Source organism: Streptococcus pseudoporcinus LQ 940-04 (assembly GCF_000188035.1).
Lineage (GTDB): Bacteria > Bacillota > Bacilli > Lactobacillales > Streptococcaceae > Streptococcus > Streptococcus pseudoporcinus.
The window spans coordinates 1-16,004 of the sequence record NZ_AEUY02000004.1 but is presented as its reverse complement, the minus strand read 5'-3'; the positions used below and the strand labels follow the sequence as shown (position 1 = coordinate 16,004).

Annotated in this window: 15 protein-coding genes and 1 pseudogene; 13 read left to right on the top strand and 3 right to left on the bottom strand. The window is 29.2% G+C overall.

Features of this window, described 5'->3' with window-relative positions:
- The coding region (locus STRPS_RS01470) for an ABC transporter permease (RefSeq protein ID WP_037598874.1) at nt 1-739 on the top strand (739 nt) is incomplete at its 5' end.
- Nucleotides 740-783: 44 nt separating this feature from the next.
- On the opposite strand, the pseudogene STRPS_RS10300 reads toward STRPS_RS01470, so the two are convergent.
- Nucleotides 784-1,089, bottom strand: a pseudogene (locus tag STRPS_RS10300) (relaxase/mobilization nuclease domain-containing protein); the annotation flags it as partial.
- 564 nt (nt 1,090-1,653) lie between these two features.
- On the opposite strand from STRPS_RS10300, the gene STRPS_RS01460 reads away from it, so the two are divergent.
- The 11 genes from STRPS_RS01460 (at nt 1,654) to STRPS_RS01410 (ending at nt 12,763) form a co-directional block, all read left to right on the top strand.
- Nucleotides 1,654-1,878 carry a hypothetical protein gene (locus tag STRPS_RS01460; RefSeq protein ID WP_007891065.1) on the top strand — a complete coding sequence of 75 codons (225 nt, stop codon included), beginning with the start codon at nt 1,654-1,656 and terminating at the stop codon, nt 1,876-1,878.
- A gap of 284 nt (nt 1,879-2,162) precedes the next feature.
- Nucleotides 2,163-2,849 (top strand): response regulator transcription factor, encoded by a 687-nt coding sequence (locus STRPS_RS01455; RefSeq protein ID WP_007891038.1) that lies wholly within the window; start codon nt 2,163-2,165, stop codon nt 2,847-2,849.
- Nucleotides 2,833-3,882, top strand: coding sequence for a sensor histidine kinase (locus tag STRPS_RS01450; protein WP_007896076.1), 1,050 nt, complete (start codon nt 2,833-2,835; stop codon nt 3,880-3,882). The genes STRPS_RS01455 and STRPS_RS01450 overlap by 17 nt, the downstream gene beginning before the upstream one ends.
- 137 nt (nt 3,883-4,019) lie before the next feature.
- Nucleotides 4,020-4,691 (top strand): ABC transporter ATP-binding protein, encoded by a 672-nt coding sequence (locus STRPS_RS01445; protein WP_007891106.1) that lies wholly within the window; start codon nt 4,020-4,022, stop codon nt 4,689-4,691.
- A gap of 7 nt (nt 4,692-4,698) precedes the next feature.
- Entirely contained in the window at nt 4,699-7,113 is a 2,415-nt protein-coding gene (locus STRPS_RS01440; protein ID WP_007891033.1) for an ABC transporter permease, read from the top strand.
- A 707-nt stretch (nt 7,114-7,820) separates the two neighbouring features.
- A complete protein-coding gene (locus STRPS_RS01435) occupies nt 7,821-8,702 on the top strand; it encodes a M23 family metallopeptidase (RefSeq protein WP_007891023.1) in 882 nt (293 codons plus the stop codon).
- A gap of 389 nt (nt 8,703-9,091) precedes the next feature.
- Nucleotides 9,092-9,292: a PLD nuclease N-terminal domain-containing protein gene (locus tag STRPS_RS01430; RefSeq protein ID WP_007896062.1), complete on the top strand. Its 201-nt coding sequence runs from the start codon at nt 9,092-9,094 to the stop codon at nt 9,290-9,292.
- Nucleotides 9,292-10,206: an ABC transporter ATP-binding protein gene (locus tag STRPS_RS01425; RefSeq protein ID WP_007891067.1), complete on the top strand. Its 915-nt coding sequence runs from the start codon at nt 9,292-9,294 to the stop codon at nt 10,204-10,206. Before STRPS_RS01430 ends, STRPS_RS01425 begins: the two co-directional genes overlap by 1 nt.
- Nucleotides 10,203-10,700, top strand: a complete 498-nt coding sequence (locus tag STRPS_RS10785) for an ABC transporter permease subunit (RefSeq protein WP_007896072.1) — start codon at nt 10,203-10,205, stop codon at nt 10,698-10,700. Before STRPS_RS01425 ends, STRPS_RS10785 begins: the two co-directional genes overlap by 4 nt.
- A gap of 282 nt (nt 10,701-10,982) precedes the next feature.
- A complete protein-coding gene (locus STRPS_RS01415; protein ID WP_007891062.1) occupies nt 10,983-12,086 on the top strand; it encodes a helix-turn-helix domain-containing protein in 1,104 nt (367 codons plus the stop codon).
- 410 nt (nt 12,087-12,496) lie between these two features.
- On the top strand, nt 12,497-12,763 hold the full coding sequence (locus STRPS_RS01410; protein WP_007891003.1) for a hypothetical protein: 267 nt from the start codon (nt 12,497-12,499) through the stop codon (nt 12,761-12,763).
- A gap of 75 nt (nt 12,764-12,838) precedes the next feature.
- On the opposite strand, the gene STRPS_RS01405 is transcribed toward STRPS_RS01410, so the two are convergent.
- On the bottom strand, nt 12,839-14,170 hold the full coding sequence (locus STRPS_RS01405; protein WP_007891045.1) for a relaxase/mobilization nuclease domain-containing protein: 1,332 nt from the start codon (nt 14,168-14,170) through the stop codon (nt 12,839-12,841).
- A gap of 1 nt (nt 14,171) precedes the next feature.
- Nucleotides 14,172-14,528, bottom strand: coding sequence for a plasmid mobilization protein (locus STRPS_RS01400; protein ID WP_007891024.1), 357 nt, complete (start codon nt 14,526-14,528; stop codon nt 14,172-14,174).
- A gap of 326 nt (nt 14,529-14,854) precedes the next feature.
- Between STRPS_RS01400 and STRPS_RS01395 the strand changes: the two genes are divergently transcribed.
- A complete protein-coding gene (locus STRPS_RS01395; protein WP_007891094.1) occupies nt 14,855-15,826 on the top strand; it encodes a helix-turn-helix domain-containing protein in 972 nt (323 codons plus the stop codon).
- The last annotated feature ends 178 nt before the right edge of the window (nt 15,827-16,004 follow it).

Genomic DNA, 16,004 nt, shown 5'->3' with positions numbered 1-16,004 from the left:
ATTAGCTGAATATAAAAAACTTCACAGATCAAAATTGATATTTTTGCTTGTATTTGCACTCATAATGACTTTGGGAGTTGTTTTTCTTCAAGGACAATTTACATTTAGTGGGGAAAAGTATATAGACACATTTGGATGGTATATTTTACAGGTGCATTCTTTGACCACATATTTTGTCTTGCCAAGTTTGATAGCATTGTTTGGAGGATATATTATTTGTCGTGAGGAACAAGAAGATGTACTGAAATCATTAAGGCTAATACCGATAGACGAGAGTAATATGATTACTGCAAAAATGATAATTACTCTATTAGGTAGTATTTTTGTTTATTTAATACTATTTACGGCATCCTTAATTATAGAAGCGGTATTGCATTTACACGCAGTAAATATGAGTGAAGTAGTTCACTATTTTGTTGTATATGTATTAACTGGAATAAGCGTTTTTATGGTAATATCTCCAATTATTGCACTTATTGGACTTGTTAAAAGGAGCTACTGGATAGCTCTGATTATCGCTGAGATATACTCTTTTGTGGGAATATTTTTTGCCTCAAAGGAAATTTTAAGAGCCATTTATCCAATATCATCTGTGTTTATTTTGTCAGGAGCGTATGAAACATCCATGTTGGAATTTGCGATTAGTGTACTTGTAAATTTTGGTTGTTGCTTTATTTCATATAAAATATTAAAGGGCATGAAAGTTGGCAAAAAGAAAAGAATTAGCAAAAGAATATAGTTGGAAAAATAAGTTGAAAGTAATTTTAAAAAGAGGAGAGGACACTATCTCTCCATCTCCTTATCCATATAAATTCCGTAATTTTTTCGTATCTTATAAAACTCATCCATAGTGGATTTTGAGGAAGAATACTCTTGCATAAGGGTGTTCTTTTTTTCTTGTAATTTATCGAGGTTTGATAGTATTTATTTTGTGTTTGGCAGTTTTTTATAGTTTTCTAAAATTTCTTTAGCAGCTATTTTGTAGACGGAAAGTTCGCTATAATACTCATCTGCAAATTGTTTATCTTCAGGATTTTTCTTGTGGTATTTATAAATCTCATGATATTTATTTATAATATTTACATTTTTTCATATCTTGTGACAGATTTTTTTATTTCGGTCTATACATCAAAAGAAGAACAAAAATATCAGGCTAACTAAGATAAAGACATGCTTAACATTATTTGATTCATTTAGGGGTATCATTATCTGAGTTTTACATAAGATTGAAGTAAAGAGCAATTTCTAAAGTAAAAGAAAAGTTAAAATAGTATTATAGTAATAATTTTTCTTGAACAAGGAATTCAAAGAATAAGTGATGGAGTATTTTCAATGACTAAAAATTATATAGCAAAGATAATAAATAATATTCACAAAAGTTAGCTGAAGTTGAAGTCAAAAGAATATAGAATAAGAATAGAAATGATGAGTTAAAAATCTTGGAGGAATAAAATGGACAAAAAGAACTTATGGCTTATATTAGCAATAATCTCATTTATTACACTTATATTATCAATATATATGTCATATAAGACAGGAAAAACAGAGTATGCATGGATAATCGGTTCTATGCTTTTGGGCATAGGGTGTGGAGGTGAGTATAGAAAGTTGAAAAACAAATAAAAGATTATTACTTACCTGATAACAGGAATAATGTTAAACAATCGTGAAGCTGGAAACGAGATTAAAATTACCTGTAAATTAGAAGTAGAAGAAGGTTCAGGAAGGTTATTATTTGTTTCTGCTTCAAAGGAACCAGAAGAATTATTGGTTAATACAGGTGAATGTATAGAAACATTAGAGTTACCCGCAGGTGGCAATTATATATATTTTGAAGGTAAAGATTTAACAGGTAAATTAGAGCTAAAATCTGAGTAAGTAGTTCTTAACTAAATATACTATCTACGATAGGAGATAATTAAAATAAAAAATTTAAAAAGATTATTTTGACTTATGTTTAATAGGGTAACTTAAAGCAGATTGATTATTAGTAAACAGTTCATACTAGAGGTATGCTTTTGCTTTGCTTACAAATGGTATAATATAAACAATTAGACTAAAAACAAATTTATTTATATTATTGAGATTTTTTGTAGTGAAATTTTGTAACATTTATAGGATATTTGATGAGTAAAATATGTAAGTGAAGGAAAGGTGATAGCTTGAAACGAATATTAATTATAGAGGACGATAATCTTCTAAATAATACTTTAGCTTATAATTTAAGACTTGATGGCTATAATGTTTCATCTGCTTTTAATTTTAGAATAGCTAAGGAAAAGCTTATAAAAAGTGAATATGATATGGTTTTGCTGGATATTAACTTACCAGATGGGAATGGATTTGATTTAGCTAAATTTATTAAGACTAAGAGTCTTGATATCCTACTTATATTTTTGACTGCTAATGACGAAGAAAGATCTCAAATTAATGCTTTTGACTTAGGTGCAATTGATTATGTAAACAAGCCATTCTCAATAGCTGTGCTAAGGAGAAAAATAAATGTTATGTTTACTAAATTTGAAAAGAATGACGAAGATACAGAAATTTATAATGATGGGAATCTAATAATTGATTTCTCAAAATTTAGTTCTAGCCTTAATGGGGAAACATTGATACTTTCCCCTATGGAATATAAGATGCTTTATTTATTTTGTAAAAATCCAAAACAAGTTTTGACTCGTAGGAAGATTTTAGAAAAACTATGGGATTTAGAGGGAAATTATGTAGATGAACATACATTGACAACTACTATAAGCCGCTTAAGAAACAAAATTGACAGAGATGATAAAAAGTACATTAAAACAATTTATGGAATAGGATATCAATGGGTTGGAGGAGAAAGCTAATGAAGGGAAAAATACTTCTATGAAAAACTTCTCTTTGCTTATTTTATTTGGAACATTACTTTCAATGCTTACTATTACAGCCTTTTTATATATGAGGACCAGGGAGATTACATTTGTTTTTTATGGGCTTGCTTTTACTTTATCTGCTCTTATGTGGATGATTTGCCTTATCCTTGGGTTTAGTAAGAAATTAACTTTGTTTACAGAAAATATATGCGACATCTTGGATAAGATGATAAGCAATAATTTTAATCCAAATTATAATAATGATAATGGAGATACGATATTTTCGCGTATTAGTTATAGACTTTTTCGCTTATATGATGTGATGCAAGAAAACAGAAAGAAAGTTGATGAAGATAGAAATGAGCTTCAAAGTCTTATATCGGATATTTCTCATCAGTTGAGAACTCCATTAAGCAATTTAAAATTAGTAACAGATACTCTTATAGAAAAACCTGTAAATGAAAAGGATCGCATAGAATTTTTACATGGAATAAGAAATCAAATAGAAAAGCTAGATTTTTTAATTCAAGGTCTTGTAAAAATGTCTAGACTTGAAACTAGTACTATTCAATTGAAGAAATGCACTAATTATATTATTGATACCCTAACACAGGCTATGAGCGGAATTGTTTATGAGGCTGAGAAAAAAGATATACATGTAACAATAAATTGTCCTGAAGACCTGAAATTTAAATATGATAATAAATGGACGGTAGAAGCAATTTTTAATTTACTTGATAATGCAGTCAAATATACTCCAAATGGAGGGGAAATTACTGTGACTGTTGAAGAATTGGAGATGTATGTTCAAATAAAGGTTAAAGATACTGGAAAGGGAATTACTGAAAGTAATCAAGCTTCAATTTTTCGAAGATTTTATCGTGAAGAAGAAGTTCATTCAATAAAAGGTGTGGGGCTTGGGCTTTATTTGGCTCGTGATATAGTGAGTAAGCAAGGAGGTTATATAGGTGTCTTGTCATCTCTAGGACATGGGTCTGAATTTAATATTATGCTTCCTATAAGATAATTGAAATGGATGACTTTAAAAATTATCCGTTTTATTTTTTTATTTTGTCGTGTAACTTTTAACGGACATTTGAGTTATATAATTTTCTTGTATTAAGAAGCTGGTAACAATTAAAAAATTATAAGAGGAGCTATTATATGAAAATTTTACAAACAACTAACTTGAAAAAGTATTATGGAAAGGAGTCAGTTGTTACACGTGCCCTTGATGGTGTAAATTTTTCTGTGGATGAAGGAGAGTTTGTTGCTGTTGTAGGAACATCTGGAAGCGGAAAATCAACCTTATTAAATATGATTGGAGGGTTGGATACTCCAACGGATGGGAGCGTTGTAGTCAGAGGAAAAGAACTTGGCAAAATGGATGATGAAGAACTTACAATTTTTCGTCGTCGTAATATTGGCTTTATTTTCCAAAATTATAATTTAATACCTATTTTAAATGTCTATGAGAATATAGTCTTGCCTATAGAGGTTGATGGGGATAAGGTGGATAAAAATTTTTTAGATAAAATTGTTCAAATGTTAGGTATCACAGATAAGCTTAAAAATATGCCTAGCAATCTTTCAGGTGGTCAACAGCAACGTGTTGCTATAGCTCGTGCTTTGGTTACAAAACCTGCTATAGTGCTTGCAGATGAACCTACAGGAAATCTTGATAGCAAAACTAGTGCTGAGGTGCTTGGTCTAATAAAGTCTACTAGCGAAAAATTTCATCAGACTGTAGTGATGATTACCCATAATAATGATATTGCAAGACTTGCTGATAGAATAATTCGTATTGAAGATGGAAAAATTGTAAGGTTAGGGTGATTAGAAGATGATATGGCCTTTTGAAAATAATACAAGTGGAATAATAAAAAAAATATCAAAGCGCAATATGAAGTCCGATAAAAATAGCAAATTTTTTATTTTACTAACAATTGTAATTTCTGTTTGTATGGTATTTTCTATTACTCTTCTATCAAAAGGTATAGAAGAGGAGTATAAAAATACTCAAAGAAATAAAGCACAAATTGGAATTTTAGGACCAACAGATGAACAGTTAGACGTATTAAATAGTAAAGATGATGTGGAGTGGATTGGAGAATATTTTGCCATAGGGAATTTTTTCCAAGAAGACAAGACAATTACTGTAGCTTATGGAAATAAAGATTATTTTTTAAAGCAAGACGGAAAACATATACAAGGAAAAGTTCCACAAAATATAAATGAGCTTATGTTACCTCAAAACTATATTGATTTTTTAGATAAGTCCTATAAAGTTGGGGATACAATTTCTATTGATATTACTGGAACTGGTAATAAGTCAAAATATACTCTATCAGGTATTGTGGATGACACAAAAGAGAGTAGAGGGTATTTTATTTATGTTAGTAAAGATTTGGCAAAAACATTATCTAAAGATCAATTTCAATTGACAGCTTATACTCGCCTGGATACAGATCTTGTAAATTCAAATGATATTTTAAAATTTGCAAATTGTATAATTGAAAATACTGGGATAGTTAATGAGCAGATAAACTTGACTGAGTACTTTGCAGTTATGTCAGGATCTATAAAACAAGGATTTCCCATTCCGGTGCCAATACTTGCAGGACTTACTATGCTTTTAGCTACTATAATTATCTATGGAATTTTTTATAGCAAAGTTGTAAAAAATGTTCAGATGTTTGGACAATTGAGAACCATAGGTATGACGAAAAAACAAATTAAAGCAATGGCAAGTAAAGAAGGGAATAGGTATGCTGTCATGGGGATTCCTCTAGGACTTTTAGCAGGAGCTATAATAGGTTATATAGGCTCTCCAGAAGGCTTTATGATAAAAACAACTATTTTTTATGCTATCATAATTGCTTTTGTAGCTTTTCTAGCAGTAAAAATTGCTATATTTAAACCGGTCAGATTAGCTATGAATATCTCTCCTGTAGAAGGTGCAAAATATCTCTCATATACAGGAAATGTAAAAAATACGTCAAAACTTCATAGAAGTCTTATATCATCTAATTTGGCAAAAATAAATGTGGATAGAAACAAAAAGAAAGCAATACTAACCGTTTTAATGTTAGGTATTAGTGGTGGATTATTAATTTTCACTTCAACTTTAGCGGGTTCTATAAGTCCGAAAAAACAAGCAACTTTTAAATATTACCCTGTTGGTAAAATTTTGGTACAAATAAAAAATACAGTTGGTAGCACTTTTAATGAAGATTCTGAAACTTATGGAAGTTCAAAATTACAGTTAGAAAAAAACCCACTCCTTGATAATACACTTGTAGAGGAATTGGAAGCTATTGATGGGGTAGAAAAGATAAGCCCTTTTAATTGTGTAAATATGACAATAACTTTTCCATCTACTGCAGGTTCAATTACGAGTATTACAGATTTTTTTCCAACATTGAAAAGAGAAGAAATAGAGGAAAAACAAAAAGTGTTGACTAGTGGTAGTGCCAATTACGATAAAATGGTTAATAATAACGGAATTCTAGTTGTCGATGGAACTGGAAAAGTGGGGGACAAATTAAAAATCACAGGAAGATCTTCAGATGGTAGTGAATTTAATGTAGCAGCTGTTGTAATTGGAACTTACGACAGATCTTCTTTAATGGAAACTAGCCCGACTGTTCCCGGAAGCCCCTATTTTATTATGGCCTATGATACTGCAAAAAAATTAACAGGAATAACAGAACAGACAGGCATACTTTCCATTACTACTTCCGATAATAAATTTGATAAGGTTTTAGATTCAGTCCAAAAGATTGCTGACAAAAATGGAGAAATTGAGGTAAATTCAATAGAACAAACAATAAATAATATTAAATTACAGTATAGCAGCTCTATTAAGGGGCTCTATATGGCATCTGCAATTTTGTTTATTTTCGGAACAATAAGTCTTATGAACATGCTAATGGTGGATTTTCAAAATAGAAAAAAAGAATTTGGATTACTTCGTGCAGTTGGGTTAACGGAAAAACAGCTTGTTAATATGCTGAATAAAGAAATTAAAATTTATGTAGTAGGATCACTTGTCTTATCATTATTATTGGGAAGTGCTATTAGCCTTGTAGTATGTGAACATTTAGATAGTATTAATCATTCCATCACTTATAAAGTACCATGGTACTTTATAATTCTACTTGTAGGAGTTCTAATCCTTATATATTTAATTTTTTCAGCATATGCGAAGTCACAGCTAAAGAAAACAAATATACTATCTGCTATAAGAGATGAATAGTACTTTTTTAGAAATTTTTCTTAATTAAAATTTGTAATAGGTATTGCTTCAATCATCTTTGTACTAAATATCACCAATGGCTAGTCTTCAATTAATTTAAGTCTTATGAGCAGAAAAAAAGAAATCGGAGGTATTTACTCTTTTAGTATGGACGTTGATGAGTTAAAAAACATCTACTAAAAAGAATTTATGGGAGAACAGGTAAAGTCGTCTATGGTATTAACCTAATCATCTATAAATTTTCTTTAAAGAGAATTTTAGACAGACGCCAATAGATATATTTGAAAGTTTTACAGGTCTAAGACCAACTGGATTTACATCAATGGTTGTCTGCCCAATCATTGGACTAATAGGTTTAATAATTGAAGTAAAGGAAAAGGATAGGTTGTTTATAGTATTGAATCTTCTTTTGATTTTATTCTTACCTATAGCAATGTTTGTGGATAATATTATTTCAGCAAAATAAAATTTATTTTGTTCTAATAGAAAAGTACCAAATGATTAAAACTAGAATAAAAGAATATAGGGCAAAGTATAATTTTAAATAAGCCGATTTGCTGAAATTAGTAGGCGTTAGAAGATAAACTATTGGCAATTTAGAGAGTGGCCATTATAATTCATCTTTGGAATTGGATTGGAATATTACCAAGATATTCAATGAGAGCATTGAGGATATTTTTTACGTTATAGATAAATAGGGGTTATTGATGAGGATTTTTATTAAACTAGCATCATATTTTAAATGGATAGGATTATTGGGTTTTTTCGGATTTATTTTTGATAGTCTGGTATGGAAAATTTTATGGGGATTTTGGATATTTGGTTTATTTGAGTTATTATTTACTTTGCCAACTTTCATTCAATCCTTAGAACAACTTTTTGCAATGTTTGCTATTCCATTAAAAAATAAACCCGTTCCTAGTGTTTCAAATTATAAAAGTGATATTCAGTACTCCTTACCCTTCAAAGGAAAATGGACAGTAGTTAATGGAGGTGTGGATAAGGAATTATCACACTCTTGGAGTATTAACGCTCAAAGATATGCTTATGATTTTATAAAGTTAGACGATAAACTAAAGAGTTATAAAGGAGATAGAAAAAAACTAGAAAATTATTATTGTTATGAAAGCGATATAATAGCTCCAGCAGATGGTATTATAGTTGAAGTATCTAATAAATGTAAAGATAGTAAGATTATGTGGAATAATTCTACAGATCCTTTAATAAGAGATATCAGAGGAAATTACATTGTAATCAAACATATGGAGAATGAGTATTCTCTAATTTGCCATATAAAGCCAAATAGTTTTTTAGTTAAAAAAGGGGATGTAGTAAAAAGATATCAAAAAATAGCTGAGTGTGGAAATTCAGGCAATACGACAGAACCTCATATACATTTTCATGTACAAAATAGAAAAGGATTTGTATTATCAGCGGGACTCCCGATTGAGTTTAAAGACATAAAAGTTGATAAAATAGAAGATTATAATAGGTATGATTCAAGACCGATTAGGTCAGATTTTGACTATTCTATGCATAAGAGAAAATATATTCATAGAGGGCAAGTTGTAAGTAATATTTTAGAATAAATTTGCTATCAAAAATTTATATAGATATATTTCCATATACGAGGCTTTTGAAAAATTTCAAAAGTTATCCATGCTGATTATTAAAGCAACGTGGGGACTGTATTATTGATGTAAAGAAAATAAGATAATAAATTATAAAAGTATAGGAATCAATGTTTTATGGGGGTTATAAGAACTCTTATAAAATTTTAGAAATATCTTAAATAATCTTTCAAAACTATGTAATTTTTATATTATTGAGAGGTATTTACTAATCTCATGATATTTAACAATAAATAATTAAGATAAGTTTACTTATAGTTTACAAAAATAGGATAAGTTTACTAATAGTTTCTTGAAAGTTGATTTAATAAAATGGTAAGATATACACAAATAAAGGAGGGCTTAAAATGGATATTATTAGAGAATACTTGCCGATACTTATACCTATTATTATTTTAGAAATTGCACTTATGATTTATTCTTTAAGCCATGTTTTAAAACACGATAGATATAAATTTGGAAGCAGAACTATGTGGATTTTAATAGTTGTTTTTATTCAAATTATTGGACCTATCTTATACTTAACAATAGGTAGGGAGGACGAATAATGGATGCACTAAAAATCGACAATCTTCATAAATCATTTGGGAAAAATACGATTATTAATGGATTATCCATGTCGATTCCTGAAAACACAATCTTTGGGTTTTTAGGCAAAAATGGTGCTGGAAAAACTACGACCATGAAAATGATTTTAGGATTTTTGAAAATTGATGAAGGTTCCATCAAAGTGTTTGGAGAAGAAGTAAGCTTTGGTCAGTCAAAAACCAATCGATTTATAGGGTATCTTCCAGATGTCCCTGAATTTTATGGTTATATGACTGCTAAAGAATATCTCAATTTATGTGGGTCTATAACTGGTCTTAGCAAAAATGAGATTAAAAAGAAGAGCGAGGAACTTTTAGAATTGGTGGGATTAAGAGATGTCAATAAGAGAATTAGTGGCTATTCTAGAGGTATGAAACAGCGCTTGGGTATTGCCCAAGCCTTGTTAAATAGTCCCAAATTATTAATATGTGATGAACCAACTTCCGCCCTTGATCCGCTTGGAAGAAAAGAGATATTGGACATTATATTAAAGATAAAAGACTCTACGACTGTTATTTTTTCAACACATATTTTATCGGATGTTGAAGCAATCTGTGATCATGTTGTGGTGCTTGATAAAGGGAAAAATGTACTAGAAGGTTCGATAGATGAATTAAAAAATATAAAGAGGAAAAACACAATAAAAATCAGGTTTAAGTCAGACAAAGAACTAAAGGCATTTAAGTCACTAGATAAATTTTCAAATATGTTAACAAATGAAAAAGGAGATACTCTATACTTAACAGACGAAGAGAATCAACTAAAAGATATTGATATTTTATATGAGCTATATAAGTTAAACATATTTCCTATAGAAATAAAAATAGAAGAACCTACATTAGAAAATATTTTTATGGAGGTGACGAAAGCATGAGGATATTTTTATCTCTATTAAAGAAAGAAGCTATTGAAGGTGCAAGGACTAAAAAAATAATTTCTACCTTTATCCTGTTCTTGTTCATCGGGTTAATAAGTCCTTTGACAGCAAAATTAACTCCCATGATACTTCAATCCATAGCTACAGGAAATATAGATATTAACGTAGCACCACCATCAGAAATTGACTCTTGGACACAATTCTTTAAAAACATTAGTCAAATAGGTATGTTTGGATTAGCCATTATATTAAGTACTCAAATGGCGAATGAATTCCAAAAGGGAACCTTGATTAATTTATTATCTAAGGGACTGCCAAGGTATCAAGTCGTGCTATCGAAGATTTTTTATAATTTTATTTTGTGGTTTATTGCTTACTTTTGCTCATTTATACTAACTTATTTCTATACAAAGTACTTTTTCGGGATTTCATTTCCTATTAGAAATATACTTATGGCAGCCTTGCTTCCTTTTATATTTGGTTATTTTTAATATCGTTAGAGATATTATCTGGTGTAATTTCAGGAAATGTTATAGGCACATTAATATTAACGACTGCTGGGATTGTGATTCAACTTATATTATCTATTCGAGATGAAATTGTTAAATACATGCCTATTGCATTGATAGGAAAGCCTGTGAACCTTATAAAAGGAATAGGATATGATGACTATTATGTACCGATTATTACGGGCAGTATTTTGCTTATACTGTGTATCGTAATTTCCATTGCTGTAATAAACAAAAAACAAATCAGTTAGGAGGTAAAATATAATGCTAAAAATTGGAGAAAATATTCTTCAGAAGCGAAAAGAAAGAGGCATAACTCAGGAAGAATTAGCAGAATTCATGATGGTAACAAAGGCGTCCGTATCAAAATGGGAGACAGGTCAAAGCCATCCAGATATTTTACTTCTACCAAAACTTGCAACTTTCTTTAATATAAGTGTGGATGAATTAATAGGATATGACCCAGATTTATCTTCAGTTCAAATTCAAAAATTTTATATAGACTTAGAAAATAGTGTCCCTGATGCAGGTATGGATAGTATCGTAGAAGATATAAAAATTAAAATTAAACAATACTATTCTTGCTTTGATCTCCTATACTATATGGCTTTGTTTATTTTGAACCATTGTGATTTAGCAACTGATGATGTAAAAAAAGAGGAATATCTAGAATACACAAATAATATACTAAGAAGAGTGTGCGAGCATTCTAAAAATCCTATATTAAAAGAACAATCATTGAGCTTGAGGGCAGCCTGTTTAATTAGTTTAGGAAAATCAGAAGAAGCATTAAATATTTTGCCATCTTCGGACATGCTATCTATATCAAAAGATTGTTTAGTGGCTTCAGCTCATTTAAAAACGAAGAAGGAAAATGAAGCAGATCAAAAACTACAAATAATGATTTATAAGAACGTAATTGATTTAATCACTCTTCTTATGATGAAGAGCAGTTTGCATGATGAGGATTGGGTCGAAACCTTGGAAAGAGTGGAGGATTTAATAGAAACTTTTAATCTTACTGAAATAAATGTTTCTATAGTTTTAAATTTTTATTTATCCTTGGCAACGCACTATATTGAAGATAATAATCTCAAACTTGCTAGTCAATATGTAGAAAAATTACTCAACCTACTAATAGAGAGCAAGGAAAAAACGTTTAAGATAAGAGGCGATGAGTATTTTAATCAAATAGATGAATGGCTTGATGAAAATTTACTATTATCTACGAATCCAAATAGAAGTGACGATATTATTGTTCGCTTTTATATAGATGCAATAGAGAATAATGAAAGTTTTAAAGGAATTATTTCTGATGGAAAGGTAAAATCATTAGTTGATAAGGTTAAGGAGATTTACTCTCTATAATTAAATAATACCATTAGATAAAAGATTGTAATTTTGTTTATCCATTCCTAAGTAATAGACTTTTACTTAAGTTTACACAACTTTAACAAACTGTCAATTTTTCATAAAAATTTAGAGTTGATCTAATAGGAGGATTTTTGGCAATATGAAGAATGGTTAAAAATATATGAATACTGGTAGTATCCTTATCATGAATATATCAAAAGTTAGCTGAAATCGAAATATAGACGCTATATAATTAACGGAAGAGTAGATAATGAGCTAAAAATTCAAAATGATATTTGAAAAATAATATGATTTAAATACAATGAAAATCAGTTTCTTGGAACTGAAACTACATTTTTGCTAAAAGCATGATTAAATCGATTATGTTGAAAGATTAATAAGTTGAACACAAGAGAGGAGTATTTATGAAAGAAAAATTAAGTAAGAAGATTTTTTTACTAGGACTTGTAATATTTGTGATTTCTTACCTACTTCCAGTAGATATATTTGAACGCTGCACAAGTCTAAGACCAACTGGGCTCACATCAATGTTTGTCTGCCCGATTATTGGACTAATAGGTTTAATAATTGGTGTAAAAGAAAAGGATAAGTTGTTTATGGCATTAAATATCCTTTTGATCTTATTACTTCCTATAGCAATGTTTGTAGGTCATCTAGTAGGATCTCTTTAAGTAAAATAATAAGTTTAGAGTAAAAATTTTGTAAATAATCTTAAAAAAGCTATAGGCATATCCGCTTATAGCTTTTCACCTCTCCACTTCCTTCCCATAATAATTTTCATAGTTTTTCCTATACTGAACAAGGTCAGAAAATTGTTCTTTATTTAAAGAATACTCTTGCATAAGGGTGTTCTTTTTTTCATGCAGTTTATCGAGTTTTGTTAATATTTCTTTTGTATTTGGTAGTTTTTTATAGTTTTCTAAGATCTCTTTAGCGGCTATTTTATAGACGGAAAGTTCACTATAATATTCCTCTGAAAATTGCTTATCTTTAGGATTTTTCTTATTGTATTTATAGATTTCGCGATACTTATTTATTGTATTTATATTTTCCATATCTTGGGATAAACTCTTCATCTCAGTTTCAATTTTCTTTATTTTATCTAACAAGTTTTGTCTATCATCAGCAGATTTTTTGATTAGATCATCGAGTTGTGTAATTGAATTAATTCCTTGTTCTCTAAGTTTAATTATTGAATCAGCCATTGTTTTGATATTATGTTTTCTTGCCCAAACTTCATAACCTTTAGAGGATTGAGCTTTTTCATTAGTAGATATATCAATGACATTTCCTACACGTTTTTTAATAGGATTAGCTTTATTTTTAATTGTTAAATCTATTCTTTCTTTGATTTTTTCCTCAGTATAATCTTCTCCGATAGTCTTCGATCTTGTAAATCTTTGCTTATCTTTATGACGAAAAGCAATGTGTTTACCAAACTTAATTTCATAATCAAGAGACTTCATATTTTCTAAAAATTCTTCCCACGAGTTAGACCTATTAATAATTCTATCTATATCAAATTGCAGTTTAGATTTCCAAGAATTTCCTTTCTTGTTTTGGTCATATTCGTACCAAGACTTACCAGCAGTTTTATATTTTCTTTTGTAAGCTTCATAGTATTTATCAATGACTGAAAGCTTATTTTCTTTACATAATTCGTCACTTTGATACCTGATTTTGTGGTAAGATTTTTTGTTAGATTGGTAGCACTTACCAGTCTTGTAATTAACATTATTAAAAATTATATGGTTATGGATATGCCCTCTATCTATATGAGTTGCAAGAACAAATTCATAATCTTCTTTTAAAATTTTCTTACATAATTCCATTCCTATCTCGTGAGCTTTTATAGGATCAACCTCTCCTGGTAGAAAAGATTGGATTAAATGTCTAGCCAAAACAGTACCTTTAGTATCGTTGTCTTCTCGTGTTTTTATAAATTGAATATGAGCAGTAGATGGATGACAATTAAATGAAGATACCAAGATTTTTCCATCAGTTTTTTCACTCTTGGTAATGTAATCTATTGCCAAATTTAGAGTTGTTTTTATAGGATGTATTTTTGTAATTGCCATATTAATCACCAGAACTTTCTTTTGATTTATTAAGGAGTAAGGAATGGATCTGCCATATTTCTCTTGATAATTTTTCTATCTGTCTATTCATTGATTCAATTTCATTCTTGTAAATAACACCAGTTGTATTAGTTGCTTTTGCAATCTGGTTTATATTATTTGTTGCATTTGAAAGCAGCCATTGTAGGTTTCTAAATGGTTCTAAATCTACAACATATATCTCTTTTTCTAATACGCATTTTCTAAGAAAATGGGACATAGTTTTGCAATTAGCAAGTTTCATTTTCTTTTCAAAAACTTCTTTTTCTTCATCTGTTAAATATATTTTAAGTTGATTTTTTCTCTTTCTATTATCCATAGTAGTTCTCCTTATAATAAAAAATTGGGGTCTTAGGGTTCTCCCTAACAAGGTAAAATTGATAAAAAAAGAAGCAGTCCATAAAGGTTCTGCTTCATCAATTTTTCGTAAGTGGGTACTCACTTACTGTGCTTGCTATTAAAGTTATAAGCATTAAGCGTGTTATTTAATTACTATCATTATACCATAAAATTGAAATGTTTGTATCTAATAGAAAAGCTTAAAATATAGATGTACGATTAATATGCTATAGTGTATTTTTAGTATAAAATCTAATTTTTGGGTATAATTTAATTAATTATTATGATGCATTAGGAGGTAGAGTTTTGGAATTAAATCATGAAGATATTATAGAAAATGTCCTTGAAGGATATATGTTTTCTGAAAAAAAGGTTACTGATGAATGTAAAATTTATACAATTGAAAATTCCACTGGCTGTGGAGAAATGCGTTGCTACAATTTATTTGAAGGTGTTCAATTATCTTATAATAACCTTAATATGGAGACGGCATATCAAAAAATAAATCCTAAAAGCGGGGTTTTAGAAATAGATCATTGCTTAGAGGGATGTTATGAGTTTAAACTTGAAAATAATGAACGTGCTCTGATAGGTAAAGGTGATCTAAGTGTAATCGAAATAGGTAAAGTTCTTTTTGAAGATTCATGCATACCAACAAAAAAATATGTGGGACTTTCAATATTTATTGATATTGAAAAGGCACAAAAATCTATTGATAAATACTTTCCGTATGCAAAAATAAATTTGTTAGAAATAAAAGATCGTTTATGTAAAAATGGTGCAGCTTTAATTATTCATTCACGTCATGAGATAGACCATGTTATTAGTGAACTTTATAGAGTAGATTCTAGAATAAGACTTTCTTATTCAATTATAAAGACAATAGAGTTGTTATTATTTTTAAATTTAGTTGAAAGTTCAGATACTTTTAAGTTGACATCTTTTTCAGAACCAGTATATAAAGCAACTGTAGAATCATATAAGACGATTCTAAATAATCCTTTTGAAAGATATTCTATTTCTGATTTATCAAAAAAATATGCTATTTCAGAATCCAGTTTGAAGAGATGTTTCATATACATAACTGGAAGCTCAATAGGTAATTTTATTAGGGAAAATTGTTTAGAAGCCGCTGCTAAATTATTAATTCATAAACCCTTAATGTCAATAGGAGAGATTTCTGATTTGTCAGGATATTTGAATCCTAGTAAATTTTCTGAGTCATTCAAAAAACATTTTGGGCAAACTCCTCAAGAATATAGAAAAAAATCCATCTGACCTTTTTAGAGCAAATAAAGAGCTGTCAGGTTATAAAGAAAATATCCATCTTACTTTATAATAAAGTTGAGATGGATATTTTTTTGTAAATATTCTCTATACACATTCTATGTACATTTTATTAATTAACGGAGGTGTTTTATGAACAATAAAAAAATGACTACAAAAGATGTAGTAA